The organism is Vibrio sp. Vb1980, from assembly GCF_033338615.1.
Classification (GTDB): Bacteria; Pseudomonadota; Gammaproteobacteria; order Enterobacterales; family Vibrionaceae; genus Vibrio; species Vibrio alginolyticus.
Window position 1 is genome coordinate 51508 of the sequence record NZ_JAWOSZ010000018.1, and the last position, 19468, is coordinate 70975.

Annotated in this window: 14 protein-coding genes; 1 reads left to right on the forward strand and 13 read right to left on the reverse strand. The window is 45.2% G+C overall.

What is annotated here, in order from left to right; translation table 11 throughout:
- Positions 1–90: 90 nt before the first annotated feature.
- Positions 91–1467: a PhoH family protein gene (locus R7F64_RS20510; protein ID WP_005381133.1), complete on the forward strand. Its 1377-nt coding sequence runs from the start codon at positions 91–93 to the stop codon at positions 1465–1467.
- Between the two features lie 66 nt (positions 1468–1533).
- Here the strand turns inward: R7F64_RS20510 and tldD are convergent, their stop codons facing one another.
- From tldD to R7F64_RS20575, 13 genes are all read right to left on the reverse strand, one after another.
- Positions 1534–2979 (reverse strand): metalloprotease TldD, encoded by a 1446-nt coding sequence (tldD, locus tag R7F64_RS20515; RefSeq protein ID WP_005381134.1) that lies wholly within the window; start codon positions 2977–2979, stop codon positions 1534–1536.
- A gap of 11 nt (positions 2980–2990) precedes the next feature.
- Positions 2991–3812: a carbon-nitrogen hydrolase family protein gene (locus R7F64_RS20520; protein ID WP_005388437.1), complete on the reverse strand. Its 822-nt coding sequence runs from the start codon at positions 3810–3812 to the stop codon at positions 2991–2993.
- Positions 3813–3845: 33 nt separating this feature from the next.
- The gene (locus tag R7F64_RS20525) at positions 3846–7727 is read right to left on the reverse strand and encodes a YhdP family protein (protein WP_318072047.1); all 3882 of its coding nucleotides are present in this window, start codon (positions 7725–7727) and stop codon (positions 3846–3848) included.
- A 12-nt stretch (positions 7728–7739) separates the two neighbouring features.
- The gene (gene rng, locus R7F64_RS20530) at positions 7740–9209 is read right to left on the reverse strand and encodes a ribonuclease G (protein WP_005381138.1); all 1470 of its coding nucleotides are present in this window, start codon (positions 9207–9209) and stop codon (positions 7740–7742) included.
- Positions 9210–9227: 18 nt separating this feature from the next.
- Positions 9228–9797 carry a Maf family protein gene (locus R7F64_RS20535; protein WP_005381139.1) on the reverse strand — a complete coding sequence of 190 codons (570 nt, stop codon included), beginning with the start codon at positions 9795–9797 and terminating at the stop codon, positions 9228–9230.
- A gap of 4 nt (positions 9798–9801) precedes the next feature.
- On the reverse strand, positions 9802–10290 hold the full coding sequence (gene mreD / locus R7F64_RS20540) for a rod shape-determining protein MreD (protein ID WP_005381141.1): 489 nt from the start codon (positions 10288–10290) through the stop codon (positions 9802–9804).
- Positions 10280–11176: a rod shape-determining protein MreC gene (gene mreC, locus R7F64_RS20545; RefSeq protein ID WP_005381142.1), complete on the reverse strand. Its 897-nt coding sequence runs from the start codon at positions 11174–11176 to the stop codon at positions 10280–10282. Before mreC ends, mreD begins: the two co-directional genes overlap by 11 nt.
- A 149-nt stretch (positions 11177–11325) precedes the next feature.
- On the reverse strand, positions 11326–12369 hold the full coding sequence (locus R7F64_RS20550) for a rod shape-determining protein (protein ID WP_005381144.1): 1044 nt from the start codon (positions 12367–12369) through the stop codon (positions 11326–11328).
- 151 nt (positions 12370–12520) lie between these two features.
- Entirely contained in the window at positions 12521–17110 is a 4590-nt protein-coding gene (locus tag R7F64_RS20555) for a DUF6701 domain-containing protein (protein ID WP_253657683.1), read from the reverse strand.
- Entirely contained in the window at positions 17107–17547 is a 441-nt protein-coding gene (locus R7F64_RS20560; RefSeq protein ID WP_318072048.1) for an MSHA biogenesis protein MshP, read from the reverse strand. The genes R7F64_RS20555 and R7F64_RS20560 overlap by 4 nt, the downstream gene beginning before the upstream one ends.
- Positions 17537–18346 carry a PilW family protein gene (locus tag R7F64_RS20565; protein ID WP_256913809.1) on the reverse strand — a complete coding sequence of 270 codons (810 nt, stop codon included), beginning with the start codon at positions 18344–18346 and terminating at the stop codon, positions 17537–17539. The genes R7F64_RS20560 and R7F64_RS20565 overlap by 11 nt, the downstream gene beginning before the upstream one ends.
- Positions 18346–18927, reverse strand: coding sequence for a type II secretion system protein (locus R7F64_RS20570; RefSeq protein WP_256913808.1), 582 nt, complete (start codon positions 18925–18927; stop codon positions 18346–18348). The genes R7F64_RS20565 and R7F64_RS20570 overlap by 1 nt, the downstream gene beginning before the upstream one ends.
- A complete protein-coding gene (locus R7F64_RS20575) occupies positions 18924–19415 on the reverse strand; it encodes a type II secretion system protein (protein ID WP_256913807.1) in 492 nt (163 codons plus the stop codon). Before R7F64_RS20575 ends, R7F64_RS20570 begins: the two co-directional genes overlap by 4 nt.
- Between the last annotated feature and the right edge of the window lie 53 nt (positions 19416–19468).

The following is a 19468-nucleotide window of genomic DNA, read 5'->3' on the forward strand; positions in this document are numbered from 1 at the left end:
TTGCAAGCAATCAGAGTTAGGTCACTTCACACCTATTTGGAAACGACCTAACAACTCGCATGCAGAGCCGTACTACGGCAAGGAGACGCTATGGGCGATACCGATCGGAAACTGTTTGTACTCGATACCAACATTCTTCTTCATGAACCCTTTGCCATCTTCTCTTTCCAAGAACACGATGTCGTTATCCCCATGACCGTGTTGGAAGAACTCGACCGAATCAAAGACAGTAAGCGCGACGTTGCAAGAGATGCGCGCGTGGCTATTCGCACCTTGGAAGATTTGTTTAAAGAAGCAACGCCAGATGAAATCTCTGAAGGCATTCCTGTTTCTAAAGACAACCCCGACCAAGGTACTATTTCCATTTTGGCGGATTTTGAACTGCAGGAAACTGTCAAAGCCTTCGCCGACAAAGCCGGTGACAACCGTATTCTCAACGCGGTGCTTTATCTGCAAAATAAACGTGCACCACGTGAAGTGGTACTGATCACGAAAGACATCAACATGCGTCTGCGAGCCAAAGGGGCTGGTGTACGCTTTGTTGAGGACTATAGAACCGACCAACTGATTGACGACATTCAATACCTAACCAAAGGCTTTCAATTGCGTGAAGGTGATTTCTGGAGCGGTATTGAGGAAGTAGAAAGCTATGCTCTGGGCGGAAAAACTTACCACAAACTCAGTCGCGAACCCTTCGACCCAACCTTTATCAACCAATACGTTATTGATGAAGACAGTGACTTTGCTGGTCGCGTAGAAACCATCAATGAAGACAAGCTAACGCTTCTCGACCTGAGCCGCGAACGTCTAATGCATCGTAAGGCTTGGGACATCACACCTAAAAATATCTACCAGGGAATGGCGTTAGATGCCTTACTCGATCCAGAAATTGACTTGGTGATTCTAACGGGTGCGGCGGGTAGTGGTAAGACATTACTGGCAATGGCAGCAGCATTGGAGCAAACCATTGAAAAAAGCATGTTCGATAAAATTATCGTAACACGTAACACGCCAGATATCGGTGAATCCATCGGCTTCTTACCCGGCTCCGAAGAGGAGAAAATGATGCCGTGGTTAGCGGCGGTGACCGATACCTTGGAAGCACTACATAAACACGATCACTGCACTGAAGGCTCATTGAAGTACATCTGCGATAAAGCCAACATTCAATTTAAATCGATCAACTTTATGCGTGGCCGTTCGATTCAAAATGCGTTTGTACTGCTTGATGAGTGTCAAAACCTCACTGCATCACAAATCAAAACCATCATTACCCGCTGTGGCGAAGGAACCAAAATCGTCTGCTCCGGTAACTTGGCGCAGATTGACTCTCATTACCTCACCCCAGTGACATCAGGATTGACGTACATGGTTGAGCGCTTCAAGAACTTTGAAGGCAGCGCAAATATTCACCTCAACGGCGTGGTTCGTAGCCGCTTGGCGGAATTTGCTGAAGAAAACCTGTAATTGACACCGACTCACAAAGCAAAAGAGCGCTCTAATGAGCGCTCTTTTTATAACGATTCGACTGAGTTACTCCGTGCCACCCACTGTCAGTGAGTCCAGCTTCAAGGTCGGCTGACCAACACCAACTGGCACACTTTGACCTGCTTTACCACATACGCCAACGCCCTTGTCGATACTTAGGTCGTTACCGACCATAGACACTTGCTGCATTGCTTCGATACCTGAGCCAATCAACGTCGCACCTTTAACAGGGCGCGTAATTTTACCGTTTTCAATCAAGTACGCTTCCGATGCAGAGAACACAAACTTACCCGAAGTAATGTCCACCTGGCCGCCACCAAAGTTTGGCGCATACAACCCTTTCTCGACCGTCGAGATAATTTCTTCTGGCGTATGTTCACCTGGAAGCATGTAGGTGTTGGTCATACGAGGCATTGGCAAGTGTGCATACGATTCACGACGACCGTTACCCGTTGGATTTACACCCATTAGCCGCGCGTTTAGCTTGTCTTGCATATAGCCTTTCAGCACACCATTCTCGATAAGCGTGTTGTACTGACCGTTTACCCCTTCATCATCCACATTCAGTGAACCACGAAGGTCTTTTAACGTGCCATCATCGACGATGGTACACAACGAAGACGTCACTTGTTGACCCATTTTGCCAGAGAAAACCGAAGATTCCTTCCGGTTAAAGTCACCTTCTAGGCCATGACCTACCGCTTCGTGTAGCAACACGCCAGGCCAGCCAGAACCCAATACCACTGGCATCATGCCAGCTGGTGCGGCTTCTGCTTCAAGGTTGATTAACGCCATGCGAATCGCTTCGTCTGCGTAATGAAAAGCTTGTTTCACACCATTGCTTTCCGTTAAAAAGAAATCGTAACCGAAACGGCCGCCGCCACCAGCACTACCGCGTTCACGTCGTTCACCTTTTTGTGCGAGCACGCTAATAGACAAACGCACCAAAGGACGAATATCGCCTGCATAAGTACCGTCTGTTGCCGCAACAAGCATCTGCTCATGCACACCGCTGATGCTGATCGAAACTTCTTTAATCAATGGTTCTTTAGTGCGGATGTAAGCATCTAGAGATTTGAGTAATTCTGTTTTTTGCTGCTTTTCCCATTCAGCTAGTGGATTCACAGCCGCGTAGTACGCTTGGTTTTCGGTGCGTTTAAACGCTTGGACTTTGCCATTTTGCCCTTGCTGAGCAATACCGCGCGCCGCCATTGCACTCTGCTTCAGGCCTTCAGGCTGGATTTGATCAGAGTAGGCAAAGCCGGTTTTCTCGCCAGTTACTGCACGGACACCAACACCACAATCAATGTTAAAAGAGCCATCTTTGATGATGCTGTCTTCTAGAACCAGAGACTCATGCCAGCTGGACTGAAAGTAAATGTCCGCATAATCGATCTGGCGCGTCGCAATGCTGGCAAGCGTGTCAGCAATGTCTTGTTCTGTCAGACCATTTGGGGCAAGGAGTGCCTGTTCTATTTGGTTTGTGCTCATAGTTAGCTCTTTTATTTCCGTCTCAATTCATTTTGAAAGCGACTGTGTTGAGTCAGCGGCATATTCTGCCTTACTTGTTGGCTTTGTGACAAATCTATCTCAGTCACCAATAAACCTACTTCATCCTGAAGCTGTTTATGGATACGTCCCCAAGGGTCAACGACCATTGAGTGTCCCCATGTTTTTCGTCCACATGGATGCGTTCCAGTTTGTCCGCTTGCCAAAATCCAACATTGTGTCTCAATCGCTCTAGCTCGCAATAATACTTCCCAGTGAGCTTGCCCCGTCACAGCGGTAAACGCAGCGGGCACCACAATGATATCCGCCCCTTCTTGACGCAATACTTTATAAAGTTCTGGGAAACGTAAATCATAACAAATACTCAATCCAACACTGCCGATATCAGTTTCCGCAACGACTATTTGATTACCCGCCATAAACGTATCCGACTCACGATAACTACCATAACCATCGGCTACGTCGACATCAAACATATGCAGTTTGTCATAGTGAGCAATGCATTTACCGTGCGGCGGCAATACCAGTGTTGTGGTGGTGACACCTTTTGCGGTTTGAATGGGCATGCTTCCGACAATTAGCGTTAACTGGTTCTTTCTAGCGATTTCACAGAGCCGCTGTTGAATCATGCCACTGCCAAGTGGCTCTGCATGTTGATGATAAGCTTCGCGACTGGAAAATAGCACTGTATTTTCAGGAGTAAGAACAAGTTTGGCACCTTGCTTGCTCGCTAAAGCACACTGTTTTTCAATGAAGTCCAAATTCGCGTTAATATCCGGACCCGAAGTCATTTGAATAATGCCAACACGTTCCATGTGTTTCCTCCCTATTCCATTATATTCGGTGAGTTATTTGGCCTGTTCACGCAGTTTTTCTGGCAGCTTGTATTCACCTTTACTTCGCGAAATTTCTTTCACCGTTGGTGAATCTAGTGGGCCTTTCACTTCATAATTGACTTGAGTGAAGACCTCAACCACCGGAGATATCACCGTAGAGATGGCCAAGACATACAAAGCAGTTTGAGGCGCAACGGCAAACGCGGTCAGCATTGGTAGGCCTGATGTGATGTCTGGTGTGAATTTCACTTCCGCATCAACCATTCTGCTGTTCATATTAGCGATGCCGCGGATTTGCATTTCCCCTGCTAACGCATCCATTACGATATCATTGGTGATAAACACACCGTCTTGGATTTTGCCCGTTCCCGTGATCGAGTTGAATGCCATGCCTTTATCGAATACGTCGGTAAAGTCGAGCTGCATCTTACGGATGATAGAATCCAAGCTAAACAAGCCTAACAAGCGTGCCGCACCACTAACTTCACTGATCACGCCTTTACCAAATTCCGCTGAGACGTTTCCTTGCAAGGTTTGTGTCTTCATTGACCAAGGTGCGCCGTCCCATTCCATATTGGCATTGATCTCAAATGGTGCTTGTTGAATGCCTGATGTAATACCAAAGCGCTCCATAAGATCGGTGTTGTTATCACCTTTCATTTTCATGGTTAAGTTGGAATGACTACTCTCTTTCGTCAGGTCCCACCAACCACTCATATCAATGCGGTTTTTGCCGCTACTAAAGGTGATATTTTTCCACTCCAAGCGGTTCTGGCGACGCTGCAAATCAACATTCACTTTGCCCACTTTGTAGCCTTGCAGCCAAAAATCATCAATGTTCAAAGTTAAGTTTGGCATCTCAGCGTGAAACTTGCGGTCAAAATTGGTAATCAAAGGTGCGTTTTGATCTTCACTCGCAAAGATTGAGCTGCGCTCTTTGGTCATCTCTTCAAACCCTGGGATGTAGAGATGCAAGTGCTCTAAAGAGACCGATAGATCATAGGGTTTCAGATAGTTAGCTTTCCCTTTAACCTCTTGACTGTCCACATCGAGTTGCCAACTCAAATTTTTCTTGCTTGCTGAAAAATCCACATCATGAAACTCAATCCCACCGAGCTGTAAGTTTGGCGTTTCAACTTCAATGCGTGTCGGCAATGGAATGGTCGGCGTTTTCATGCTTGCCAAAACAGACGATGAAGGCTTGCTCTCAGAGACCTGCGCAAGCTCAGCCCATTGGTCTAAATTCAGTTCTTCGACGCGCACCGAAGCATCGTGCCCGACAATAGGACTAATCCGGAAGCCACCTTTGCCAACCATTAAATGAGTCGCAGTCAGAACCGGGACATCGCCAGCGATATCTATCTCAGTTTGATACTTCACATTTGGGATCTGTAGTCTTGCTGAAATACTCTCTTGGTTGCCGGATGCTTGCAGTTTCGCTTGCCCAGACTCGCCAATTTGTTTCGCTAAAGGATTAGGATATTGACTAGCCAGACGATTTAGCTGCGCCAGCACTTCAAGCTGATAAGTGAAACCAACATCATTGAGTTGCAAGTCAATGTCCATTTGCCACGGCGCATGGCCAGAAACAAGGTTTAACCAACGCTCACCGACATAGGGTTTGAGAGGCTCGACATCCCAATCTCCTAGTGTATTAATTGTCACGTTGTAGCCTTGCTCCGCACTCTCTCCATGGAAATCAAGAGAGATAGGCTGTTGTAATAATTCGGCCGACAAACCCGATGTGGTAACCACATCATTGTCGAAGGTGATACGCCCTGTGGCGTTTTCAAGCGTCATTGGCGGCGCTTCAATATCAACACGATTTTCTGTTAAATCGGCATAACCCCAAGCGCGAGACTCTTTCTCAAAATCAAACGGTATATTGAGTTGAAACTCAGAGTAAACGGGACCACTCACTTGCAGCGCTGTCAATGCGGCACCGACTGAATCCACTAATGGCGTCGCCATCATGTAGTCACGGACTTCATTACCCGGCGCGCTTGCTTTCGCTTCAATCTCAATGTGCCCACCTTCTGCCAACTCAGGGATTCGCCCAGTGATACGCTTGGCATGAACGCCATTTAGTGTGGCTGATTTTGAATCCAAATACATGGCATCATTTTCAAACAGCAAGTCTAGCTGCAAATCCGTGATGGTTGGCCATGCCGTATCAAAGCTAAATTTTGCGTCTTTTAATCCAACCCAAGCTTGGAACATGCCATTATGTTCTTTGTAAGGAAAATCACCTAACTCGCCATACCACAACAATTTCGCTGTATTCACTTTTCCGCCCTGAATCGCGGTCGAAAGATAGTCGGTCAAGTCTTGTCCAAGTGCCAGAGTCGGTAGATAGCGCCATGTTTCACCCGCGTTGTAGAGATCCGCTTCGGCATAGAACGATAAAAATGGGCTTTGTTCTTTTGGAAAATCAAGACGGAATGCCCCCAAGACTTGAAGATCAGGCGTTGCTGCCGTCACTTTATCCGCCCACAAGCGCCAACCCGCATCATCTTGCTGCCAGATAATATCGACTTCACCTTGTTTGATATTCAGCGGAGCTTGGAATACATCGCCGTACGGAAAGACATCATCAATGACGGTGACTTTTGCTTTAGCTTGATTCACATCCCCCGATACGCTGCCCTGTACGTGATGAAACCCGGGTAGGAGCTCCCATTGTGTCATCGCGAGTTCATCCAGTTCAGCCGAGTAGCGTAAGGTGTCTAAACCACCGTTCATTGACAATCGGACATCTTCGACCCGACCTTTCGGTGCTAGTTTGTTAATAAGGTCACTGGTCGACTCTGACTCTGGAGCCAGCTTGATGAGCGGAATGAGTGCTTCGATGTCGAGCTGAGAGAGATTAAGCATCCAGCCGTTTGGTTGCCAATCAAACGCGACGTCTAGCTCTGGCCAAGGGGTATTATCGGTTCTGATCTGAAGTGAGTGGCCATTTACTTTCCAGCCTTGTTTATCTGGTCGAAGACTGAAAATTCCAGACTCAATAAACAGCTCATGATGTCCATCTTCATTCCACACCAACTCGGAAGGCAGCAATTCAACATAAGCATCATGCGGTTGGCTATGTTTGAGCGTCAGCCAAGTATTTAAGCTGACTTTACCCGATTCTGCTCCTGACTCTTCTTGCATGTAAGTGGTCAGCCAAGGTGTGACCGAGACATCTTGAGCACTCACGTAAAACTCACCAGATACATCGCGCAACGAGCCATGATCTTTAAAGTTAGCGCTTACTAATAATGAGTTCAGGCGAACATCGGCAATGCTAACCGTGCCTTCGGCTACGTGACGTTTCCCTTGATTGCTCCAACGAAGCTGCTCGATATCTAAACGGCGAGTTTCACCTGACACAGACTTATACCAAATCCGTGAATCGCTAATAGTGAAGTCTTCGAACTGACGTAAAAGAAGTGAGTCGAGTTGGTCAATGAGTTTCACTTCGCTCTTATCCACTTCGGGCTTCGGATCTTGACGATGAGAAGTCGGCAGAATGTCTACAGTGTGAATATCTAAAGCGAGGTTATGAATGGTAAGGTCTGCAACTACAGGTTTAAGTTGAAAAAGAGATTGAATAAGATCGAACTCAATCTGGACTTCTTCAACAGCGAAGCGTGCATCTTGCACGTTTGGTAGATTTGCCTCTAAGCCCAGTAACGCGATTGAGGGATGATTATTGCGCCACGTCCCTGCGACATTAGCAATAGAAACGTCAAAACCTGTGCCTTGCTTGACCCAGGTTTTGATCTCATCTTGGAAATGGTTAAGTTGCGGCAATGTGACGCGCAGCGTGGTCACTAATATGGCTAATAACACCAATACAGTAACTAAACTCCACGCACAAAAACGCCCAAAACGGTTAACACCAGAATTCACAAATGTTCCAAATTACATCATTACGACGTCAAACTGTTCCTGAATGTACAGGGGTTCAGCCTGAACTCGCACTTGCTTGCCAATAAATACTTCGAGCTCAGCCAGCGCATGAGACTCATCGCCCAATAGCGCTTCAGCAACAAACGGCGATGCGTACACGACAAAATTATCGGCGTCGTAAGCACGGTTCACACGAGTAATCTCGCGTAATATCTCAAAGCATACAGTTTCGACCGTTTTCACGCTGCCACGGCCTTCACAAGTAGGACAGCCAGAACACAAGATATGTTCAATACTTTCTCGTGTGCGCTTACGCGTCATTTCAACTAAGCCAAGCTGGGTAAAGCCGTTGATGTTGGTTTTTACTCGGTCTTTCGCCAGCGCCGTTTCCAGTGAGGTAAGTACTCGCTGACGATGCTCTTCGGATGCCATATCGATAAAATCAATAATGATGATACCGCCGAGGTTACGTAAACGTAGCTGACGCGCAATAGCTTGCGTTGCCTCTATATTGGTATTGAAGATAGTCTCTTCGAGATTACGACGACCAACAAATGCACCCGTGTTGATGTCGATGGTGGTCATGGCTTCGGTTTGATCGATGATCAAATAGCCGCCCGATTTTAGCTCGACCTTGCGCTCTAAAGAACGCTGAATTTCGTTTTCGGTGTCGTACATGTCAAAGATTGGCTTGTCACCTTCGTAAAGCTCAAGCTTATCTGTTAACTCCGGTACATACTCAGAAGTGAATTCTTTCAGGTTTTCATATTCAAGGCGGGAGTCGACCATGATCTTATCGAGCTCTGTGCCAACAAAGTCACGCAGAATGCGTTGAGCTAAGCCGAGTTCACCGTAAAGTGTTGAACGCGTTTTGTATTTTGAGCGACGCTCCATGACTTTTAGCCACAAACGCTTTAGAAATGCCGCATCTTGAGATAGCTCTTTTTCATCAGCGCCTTCTGCCGCGGTACGAATGATAAAACCACCGTGCTCATCGCAGTAATGGTTCACCACCTTTTTCAAACGCTCACGCTCTTTCTCACTTTCAATACGCTGCGAAACACCGACATGGCTGGCCCCCGGCATAAAAACAAGATAACGCGAAGGTAAGGTGATATCCGTCGTTAAACGCGCACCTTTCGTGCCGAGCGGATCTTTGACCACTTGCACAACAATGTCTTGTCCCTGGCGTACCAGTTCAGAGATATCACGGACTTGAAACTGCTGTTTTTCGTTTTCTGCCACACATTCGGTATGAGGAACAATATCTGACGCATGTAAAAACGCCGCTTTATCTAAACCAATGTCGACGAAAGCCGCCTGCATACCTGGTAACACTCGGCTTACTTTGCCTTTGTATATATTGCCCACAATACCGCGACGCGATTCGCGCTCGATATGTATTTCTTGTAGTACTCCACCTTCAATCATGGCCACACGAGTTTCACTCGGGGTCACGTTAAGCAGCAATTCTGCACTCATGTGCACACCTCAAAACAATTATAAAAATTCTTGAATTAGCTGATCGGTTTCGAACAAAGGTAAGCCTACTACAGCGTGATAACTGCCTTCGATTCGGGTGACAAATCGCCCTCCGAGTCCCTGAATACCATAACTTCCAGCTTTATCGCATGGCTCTCCTGACTGCCAATATTGTTCGATTTCTTCGTGAGTCAGTGGTTTGAACCACACGTCAGTGGTAACGACCACTGAATGTTGTTGTTCCGATGATACAACGCTCACCGCAGTCATCACTTGATGACGACGACCGGATAAGTCAGTAAGCATACGCTTTGAATCTTCAAAACTTTTTGGTTTTTCTAGCACACGGTCATCGCATACTACGACCGTATCAGAGCCCAATACAACGGAATCAGGCTTAGCCAACGCTAAGCCTGCCTGAGCTTTTTCCAAAGAAAGACGCAACACGTAATCTCGTGCTTGCTCATGAGCCTGTTTGGCTTCCTCAATATCAGGCAATACGATCTCAAAATCATAACCCAGTTGAGCAAGCAGCTCTTTTCTTCTCGGAGAACCCGATGCGAGAACGAGAGATAAGCTTTTCTTCACCGCTTTACCTTACGTGCCATGCACGACGAACTCGTCGCATTAATAAAAACATCCATGGCCAAAGTATACAGTTTATTGCCGCCGTCCACAGAGATAATGGATTAAATACTACGTCCTGGTTCAAATATTCCCCACAGAATATCAAAACTTCCAATAACGCAGTAAAAAAGGCAATTAAAATCGACTGTTGCCACAATGCCATGTTGCGAATCAACAGGAAATTCAGCGCCACAAGGTAGATAACGATCGACATCATCATGCCACGAATTCCAAGCGTTGAGCCGATCAAGATATCCCACAATAAGCCCAACACTAGCGCAGTTCCGACGTTCACTCGGTGCGGTAGTGCCAACACCCAATAACACGTGACAAGGAACAACCATGACGGACGTAACACATCTAACACACCTGGCCATGGAATGGTTTGCAGTACCAGCGCAACGAAGAAACTGACGCCAATCACCATTCGGCTACTCAATACATTATTGGCCATCGGTTACCTCTTGTTCTTGCTCTAACCCTTCATCTACATTGGACCGCAGTACTTTGTGTTGACGGTCTTCATTCGGCCAAATCAGCAGTAGGTAGCGTAAGCGATCAAACTCCACAACCGGCTCAGCCTTGATTGAAGCGAACTCTTGACGCGTATCGTGATCCACATTGGTAACCGTCGCGACTGGATATCCCTCAGGGTAAATGCCACCTAAACCGGATGTCACCAATAAATCACCAACCTGAATATCTGTGCTGGTTGGAATGTGTTCTAGTTGGATTTCATCCATTTCACCATTGCCCGATGCGATCACTCGGATATCATTGCGGATCACCTGGACAGGAATTGCATTTTTCGCGTCCGTTAGCAGCAGAACACGTGCGTTGTGCGCTGCGACAAACGTGACCTGACCAACGATGCCTTTCTCATTGATAACAGGCTGACCAACGTAAACACCATCAATACGGCCTTTATCGATCACCACTTGATGACGATAAGGTGAAGTATCCACCGCCATTACTTCTGTCACGACTTTCTTTTCATCACGGACAAATGAAGATCCTAACAACTTACGTAAGCGTTGGTTTTCTTCTTTATACTGGTCGAGCAAGATAAGCTCGCTTTTCAGGCGTAGCACTTCTCGCTTTAAGCTGCGATTGCCTTCAACCAATGCCTGATGAGAATTAAAACGTTCAAATACGCCATCGAACATACTACGAGGTAAATTCGCTGCGTACTGAATCGGTGCAACCATACTGTTTAGTAGGTATCGAACGTTGGAAAACGTATCTAGACGACTATCGGCCAGCATCAAGCTCGCCGACACGATGACAGCAAAAAACAGACGTAATTGCAGAGACGGACCTCTGCCGAAAATCGGTTTCATCTTGTTTTTGACCTGATTGCTTCCATGATTATTGAGCCTTACTTGGCACCTAAAAATACTTAACTAAATACTTTTAGGTATGGAGCATGTTTGAATTACAGAGAGAGCAGAAATGAAGGTGAAGCCCGACATGAGCTTCACCTAAACCTTTATTCTTCAGAGAACAGATCGCCACCGTGCATGTCGATCATTTCTAGAGCTTTACCGCCACCACGCGCAACACACGTTAGTGGATCTTCCGCGATAACCACAGGAATACCAGTTTCTTCCATTAGTAGACGGTCTAGGTCTTTAAGTAGTGCACCACCACCTGTTAGTACCATACCGTTTTCAGAAATGTCTGAAGCAAGCTCTGGTGGACACTGTTCTAGTGCAACCATGACTGCTGATACGATGCCAGATAGCGGCTCTTGAAGCGCTTCTAGGATCTCGTTTGAGTTCAAGCTAAAGCTGCGTGGCACACCCTCTGCAAGGTTACGACCGCGAACTTCAATCTCTTGAACTTCATCGCCAGGGTAAGCAGAGCCGATTTCGTGTTTGATCTTTTCAGCCGTTGCTTCACCAATTAAGCTGCCGTAGTTACGACGTACGTAGTTGATCACAGCTTCATCAAAGCGGTCACCACCGATACGTACAGACGATGAGTAAACCACACCGTTTAGAGAGATAACGGCAACTTCAGTTGTACCACCACCGATATCAACCACCATTGAACCTGTCGGCTCAGATACGCGTAAACCAGCACCAATTGCCGCCGCCATTGGCTCGTCGATTAGGTAAACTTCACGGGCACCAGCACCAAGTGCTGATTCACGAATTGCGCGACGCTCAACTTGGGTAGAACCACAAGGAACACAAACAAGAACACGTGGGCTTGGCTTTAGGATGCTGTTATCGTGCACTTGCTTGATAAAGTGCTGAAGCATTTTTTCGGTTACGTAGAAATCAGCGATTACGCCGTCTTTCATTGGGCGGATAGCGGAAATGTTGCCAGGTGTACGACCAAGCATCTGTTTTGCTGCGTGACCGACTGCAGCAACGCTTTTTGCAGAACCTACACGATCTTGACGAATAGCAACTACAGAAGGTTCATCAAGGACAATTCCTTGCCCTTTTACGTAAATTAGAGTGTTGGCTGTACCTAAATCGATAGATAGATCGTTAGAAAACATGCCACGAAGTTTCTTAAACATACTCTTCGCTCATCCTGCAAAAATATAGAAGACAAAAATTGCTCTAAATGTACCAATGCCTCGCTGTCACAGCAAGGTATTGGTACACAAACATGAGCAGAAAGCCTCAATTTCTTGCAGTTTCCTAACTTAAGGGCAAAAACCTAAGTTGTTACTGTCCGGTTAACCCTGGCTCACCACGGTAAATCACGCGATCGTTACCTCGATGAATACCAAAGGTGACGACGGAGGATGGGTTTTCTTCGGAGCCATCATTGTCCCAATCATATTTGAGCCATGGTAAACCATTTTCAGAGTCATCAAGATCTAACCAAACGCGCGTTTGCTGACGGTATGGTTCAGCTTGAGTTGCAGTAACAGATCGAGAAGAACCAGAAGACACTTCACCACCAGCTCCTAGTGTAACCGCTTTAGGATCAGCATCAGTACCTGTTGGCCAAATATGCCTTTCAGCAGCAGTGACACCTTTCACATCGGTTTGATTGTCATTAGGGTTGGCGATAAAGCGGCTACCATTCCAGTATTCGATTCTTAGAGGAATATGTAAGGTCGCACCCTGATTTCCACCAACATCATCTAGGCCTACACGACCAAAGCGGATATCAGGTTGCATAGAAAGAACTGGATTACCATACACCGATATAGGATCTGGCTCTGTTGCCACGCCAACCTTTATATCTGTCGCTTTTATGGTGTTGCCATTAAGATTAAAAGGTCCATCTTCGTAACCTGCGGCAGGAGTCTTTTTCATCCAACACAATCCTTCTGCCGAATTGCACTCTCCACTTAATGGGGGAGTCAGTGTGAAGCGTTGAATACTTCCCAATGCGTCTACCCAAGAAGGTGTTAAATTCCCCTGAGCATTAAACCGATTCAATGAATCACTCAACTCAAAAGATGCTACATGTTCTTTGTTGAAGTATTTATAATTTTCTACTGATTTTGGAAAATCCCCACCAGTCAATACCTCTACTTCATACCACATAGAATCGAAGTTTTGATTCATATAGTTAAAGCTTTGACTTCCAGCATAGTCCCAATTTTGCCCGCGCAACGTGTAGAACTTAGGATAGAAACGACCAAGTGTAATGGTCGCGGGCTGAATCAAGAATGAACTCTTACCAAGGTAGAGAGACGTATTTTCAACATCGCCTTTGGGCGCACTTATTGAAAATTCAAACGCACCTACCTCTGACACAGTTTGAGGAAATAACGTTTTAGCATCATCAGAAGCAATATGTTTATATGTGTCTGTGAGAAGCTCTGCTTTTTTTCCGCCAGCACTTATAGCGGGATACACAACTTCATTTGACACAACCATTTGTTCTTCTTCGTAGTTTTTAGCTGGTATATGACCTTTACCATCTTCACTATACTGCAAAGCAGTGATGCTCATAGTAAATTCCTCACCAGCTGAAACAAACCGACTATCACACCCAGAGTTAATACTGCTACACCGCCCACCTGCAGTTACTTGGAGGCGATGTGGATAACTCACAAATTTGCCAACACCCTCGGAATCTTGAATCCCCTCAACAGAAGCAATAAACGAAACTTGACCTACTTCAGGATAAGTAAACTTAAACTTAGCTTGCCCATTATCATTAAAGTATACATCCTTAAGGTAAGTACTCCCTTTCTCTGAAATAGTTTTGTCCGAGCTCCAAACCGGCGCAGTATCCCCCTCTCTCTTCATATAGTTTAACGTAACATCTGGCTGCACTATCGGAGCTACGGTATGCTTCATGCTCATATTAATATTACGTGTAGTATCGGTTGTTGAACTAGATGAGCAAAATTCAAAAAAGTTGCTATCTGAAGACTCCTTGTTAGCGATGACATCTTCAGCAACGATAGATAACGTATTGCGACGGAATTTAATCTTACAGTATTTGGCCGAAAGCTCACCACCATTAATTCGACAACGTGTATCCTCAAAACCGAACTGTGGAACCGAGCTGTGTGCAATACCCATAGTAACTTCACCCGCTCTAGAGCCTCGAATCTGAAGATTAGTAGACCCCTTAAAGCTAATTGGTGAACTTTGTTCCCAATTAGCAACATGATGCCCCGCACTGGGGGAAAGAGTTACGTGCAAATCTTCGGCATCGGTTATTGAGCCAGGATAAAGCGTATTACAGTCTTTATCCATACATGCCCTCAGAGTGACATCAGACGGCTGACATGTACTGCCAGAGCCGGAGTAATCAAACTCAAAATGATGGATACCTTCTGTAAGTGGCTGGAATTCGTCGGCACATATTTGGAAGTTATCAATTTCATGCACATTTTTTACCAAGCCAGTAGAACCCGCTACAGACACTCGAAATTCACTTGGAGCAGTCGATTGAGCAAAACCTTGCATGATATTGAAAGAATCAATAATGTCCTCCCAATCTAGGTTATAGCTTTTTAGTTTCCCTCTATCATCAACATCAACTTTGAGGTTACCTTGGTAGCTGGCTCTTTTGATAGAGACATAAACCCCGGCGTCTCGACCATCGATAGCCCGTGAATCAATAGTCATCCGATAACGGTGAATCTCGTCCTTTGACTCATCATCAAGCTTGCCAACGTTACTGTTCTTTTTAATAAAGCGATATCCACCGAACCATCCTTCAGGGAACGTACCTATACGATGGTTGTTCGTGTCAATATATTCACCAGGACCTTTTTTCTCACCCGATCCTCGTATTGTTATTGAATGATCATTCTGTCCAGGGCTACTATCAAGCGGATTTTTATCTTGATAATAACTGCCTTCATTAGAGAAGTTACCATACTCATCAATACCAAAAGCGATCCAACCTCCAGCAAACCCTTCGATGCCTCCGCCGTCAGGTTTCACGCCATAACCTAACGGCCCACCAAATGCACCAGTAGATGGTGGAACACTTGCATCCGAAAACACAATCGCTACCCCATCTGCACCAGTGTTGTTACGGTTACCATCGTACGCAAAATGGTCAAATTCAACTTCAATAATGTTGTTGCTTGATGGAAATATATAGTTGTATGCGCCAACTGCAGCTTGGCCCTGCACATTGTTGGTTATTCTCAAACGATTCTTGTGAATAAATGGTTTAGGCTCTGCACCACCCTGTCCATTATAATCACCGCTAAAGTAACCCATAGTTGCCCACTTTTGCTCAAGGTCAGATTCTTGAGCAAAGGCCTCAACATCAATACATTTTTTTGGATCAGGTAAAGTTGGTTCAGGCTCTGGCGGCGTAATGCCACAGTAATCATAAAAATCTCTATATTCTGAACTACTCACTAAATCAACAGGACATTTACCCTTCGATTGCTGTGCACTACATTTTGGATCGCTTAACCCACAATACGCAACGAGGTTTCCATCATAGGAATACGATGAATTCGCAGTACCGCAAAGGGTAGTATTATTAGAGAACTCAATGTACCTATTGCTTGGAAACTCTAAAGCCTTACTGTCCGCTAGGATTTTTGCTGCAGACAAAGCCATTCCTGCATTAAGAACACCTGCCGTGCCAAACACTGTTGAGTTCGTCACGCTCAGGTACTTTTTAGTGTTTACATCATCACCGATATAGGCGTTACTGATATTTGCCCCATTATTTTCACTTGATGCTGTACCACACACATAAGAATTACTAACTACCTCTAGATACCCCTTAACCTCAACATCACTTTTCACTCTTGAGCTATTGATCCGACCGCCATCGTTAGAACTGACGACTTCACCATCAACAAGGGAGTTTTGAACATCCACATAGCCTTTAGCTAAAACATCACCATCTATCTGACTACTTTCAACTAAAATGCCCTGATTGCTGCCTTGAGTATTATCTACATTGCCGCTCACGGAAGAATGGCTTACTTTGATATACCCTTTGCTTATAATACTGCCTGAAACATCTGAACCTTGCTGGATGACTACAGCGGGACTGCTATTACTATTTGTACTTACATAGCTGGCAACTTTAGTGTTAGTCAGTTCAATATAACCATCCGATGAGATTTGCTGGCTTACCTGATAATGATTAACCGTGACGGCCCCCTTAGCCGTAATATGACCACTCACAGACTTTGCGCTGGCACTGCCAGACGCATCAATATCTACCCCACCATTAGAGCTTGTGATACTGCCGTTAACCGAGCTATTGAAAGCTTCAATTTCTTGCTTCGCGATGAGATATGAGCCAACAAATGCATTATTAATACGAATACCACTATGACTGCTGTCAAGGTATCCATGGATAGCACCGTTTGAAACATCTACATAGTTTTTAGCGATAACATTTTGGCCGACATCGACATTGGTCAGCTTGACACCATCTTTGGTACTTCTTACCGTCCCTAGCACAGTCGAGTTAGATAGCTCTATATAGTTACCATTATCAATATGGCCATTAAGAGTCAGGTTAGAGGCAGCAAATGAATTTCCGTTGAGATCCAACGATAAAGAGTTGCTCGGGCTACCGATGGTATTATAACCGCCAAAACTCACGTATTTTTTTATACGCAGCCAACTGGTTTGGTTATTGGTTAAGATTTTATCGCCGGGATCAAGCGATAATCCCTTTGAGCAAGTGTAAATGGTTAAACTGTAGTTGTAACTGCCCTTCCCTGGACAAGGGCTATTTTTAGCATATATCTTTCCTTTCCAGCTATACCAAGGCGTGAGATCGAAAACAGTAGCAAAAGCATTTCCAGAAAAAAACAGCAATCCAGAAATTATAATTAGTATTCTTGTATTCATTTGTACTCCTTTACCCAAACCTCTTGCTGACGCTGTACCTGTATAACCCCAGAACCACACGTTGCCGTGGCCTGCACCTTAAAAAGAGATTCAGCGTCAGGGGTACCCTCATTGAAAGTACCTATATTTGTACATGCCATCGCATTAACCTTGCACCCACTTCCCACAGCTACCAGCGGAACGGCACCGCTGACCTCCCCACTACATACGGTCGCGATATCTGTTGTACTGGCATTTAACGGATACATCTTGGTCAATGCCCACTCATTTGCAGACTGAGCAACAAACCAAGCTTTTGTTCCCAAAAACTCTCTTGTTAATCCGCTTTGATTCGACCATGTCACTTTCATTAAAGAGGAAGCCAAAAAGCCCATCACGATAATGACGAACAGCACGATGATTAAGACATTGCCTTGAGGCTTTCTTCTATGGGACATTGAGTACCTGCACATCTTGTTGGTAAACACTGCGCTCACCGTCTTGAACAAATTCCAAATTGATATGGACAAGGCCACCGCGCTGAAGGGTTGCTTCTTTGTAGTGCATCTCACTCTTGGATGTATCGATATTTTTCGCAACCGTGATCGAGCGATTGTATCTAGAGTCTTGACGAGTCAACTCACCGCTATCACTATCAAAGCAATACGTAACCTGAGAATTATCTTTATAGATATAGTGACGGTCGGAGATTGAACTAGAAGCCAAGTAATCAGCCGCATCACTGAGAGTAAAAGGCTCTAGTGTTTTCCCATCTTCACCTACAACCCTATGAAGGCCCCCAACTTGAAACGATTGAGAAAGCTTAGGCTCAGTTAATTTTCTAATGTCATCGATCGAAGGGCACTTACCACCAAATTCCGTTGGAAATAAATCATTATATCGACTAGGGTTAATCACTAAGCAGCGATTGGTCCTTAATGTTTTTAACTTTGGATCATTACCAAGCAAGAACTGTAAATCTTGGTTGTGAGTAAGATAAAAACCAGAGAACTCGATAGGCACAAACGCCAAACAGTTGCTTGAGGGTTCATAAAAACTATTTGGTACAGCATGGCGGATTTCACGTGTCATCTTTTCTAAAACAAACTGAGCCTGCGTTTGTATTCGTTGGCGATCGATAGTATCAGCGTAACCTTTCATTCCTAACTGGACATACCCAGCTATCCCCAACATGATGAAGCTGCCGACCACAATCGTAACTATCATTTCCATTAAGGTGAAACCACGATCTTTCATCAGTAGTTCCCCTTAATAGCTGTTAAAGTAAGGGGCTGCGTGTTCCCCGCAAAAATCCTTAATGTTACTTTTTTGTATTCGGTTATTTCATCGGGAGCTTTATCCGTCAGATCATCATAGGCAACGCTAACTTCTAATCTAAAGTTTTTGTACTGCTCAGTACTGTCCGCACCAAGTACGTCACTGATATTCCCTCTAGAGGCACCATCACACTGAGAAGCTGTTGTAGATGTGCTCCAACACCCGATATAGTCATCGACATCATTGAAATCACTAGGCGTTGTTTCCAAGGAACCGTCTAGTTTTTTATCCGCACCTAATTTATTTACGTCAGTGCAGCTCACTCCATTCTCACCACATCGAATGGTGCCGCCATCAAAATCACTGTTTTCATCAAAGCCTCGCGCCAATATCTGAGACATAAAACCTTGGCCTAATGCGGCGGCGCGGGTTTGATAATGAGGAATAGCTGAATCTCGAACTTGAGGGACAAGAAAAGAAGTAAACGCCACCATCGCAATACCCATTAAAACAATTGCGATGATCATTTCTATCAAAGTCATGCCACTAGATTTCTTCATGAGCATGTACCTTTAGAAACATAACCTTGAGAATTAATTTCAACTTGGCAGCGGCTTCGACCATGCTTATCTTCAATCAGGATTGAAACTCCACCACTCGCAGAATTTATAGGATTACCCAACAAATTAAACTCGATTGGATTAGTTACGGCATTGGTCAGTGAAAACTTTGCGGACTTATCGATAACCACGTCACTACGAGCATCTTGCGCACTACCTGTTAGTTCACAGGCAGCAACCGAACCAACACATGAGCTAGAAACTTGTAAACGAAAGTTATTATCAGTTTTTTTTTCAAAATTCGACTGCATACGATTCACCTGCACTTGGCGAATCACAGAAATCACGCGTTCTTGTAATGCATATGCAGAAAAACTGCCTGAGCCCATAAAACGGCTGGCTGCAAAAAGTGAAAGGATAGAGAGGAGAACAATCACGAGGATTAACTCCATTAAAGTGAACCCTAATGCAGAGCTGCGAATTTTCATAACCCAACCTTAGGCTTAGAACAAGCGAGATAAGTATACGATGAAATTATGAG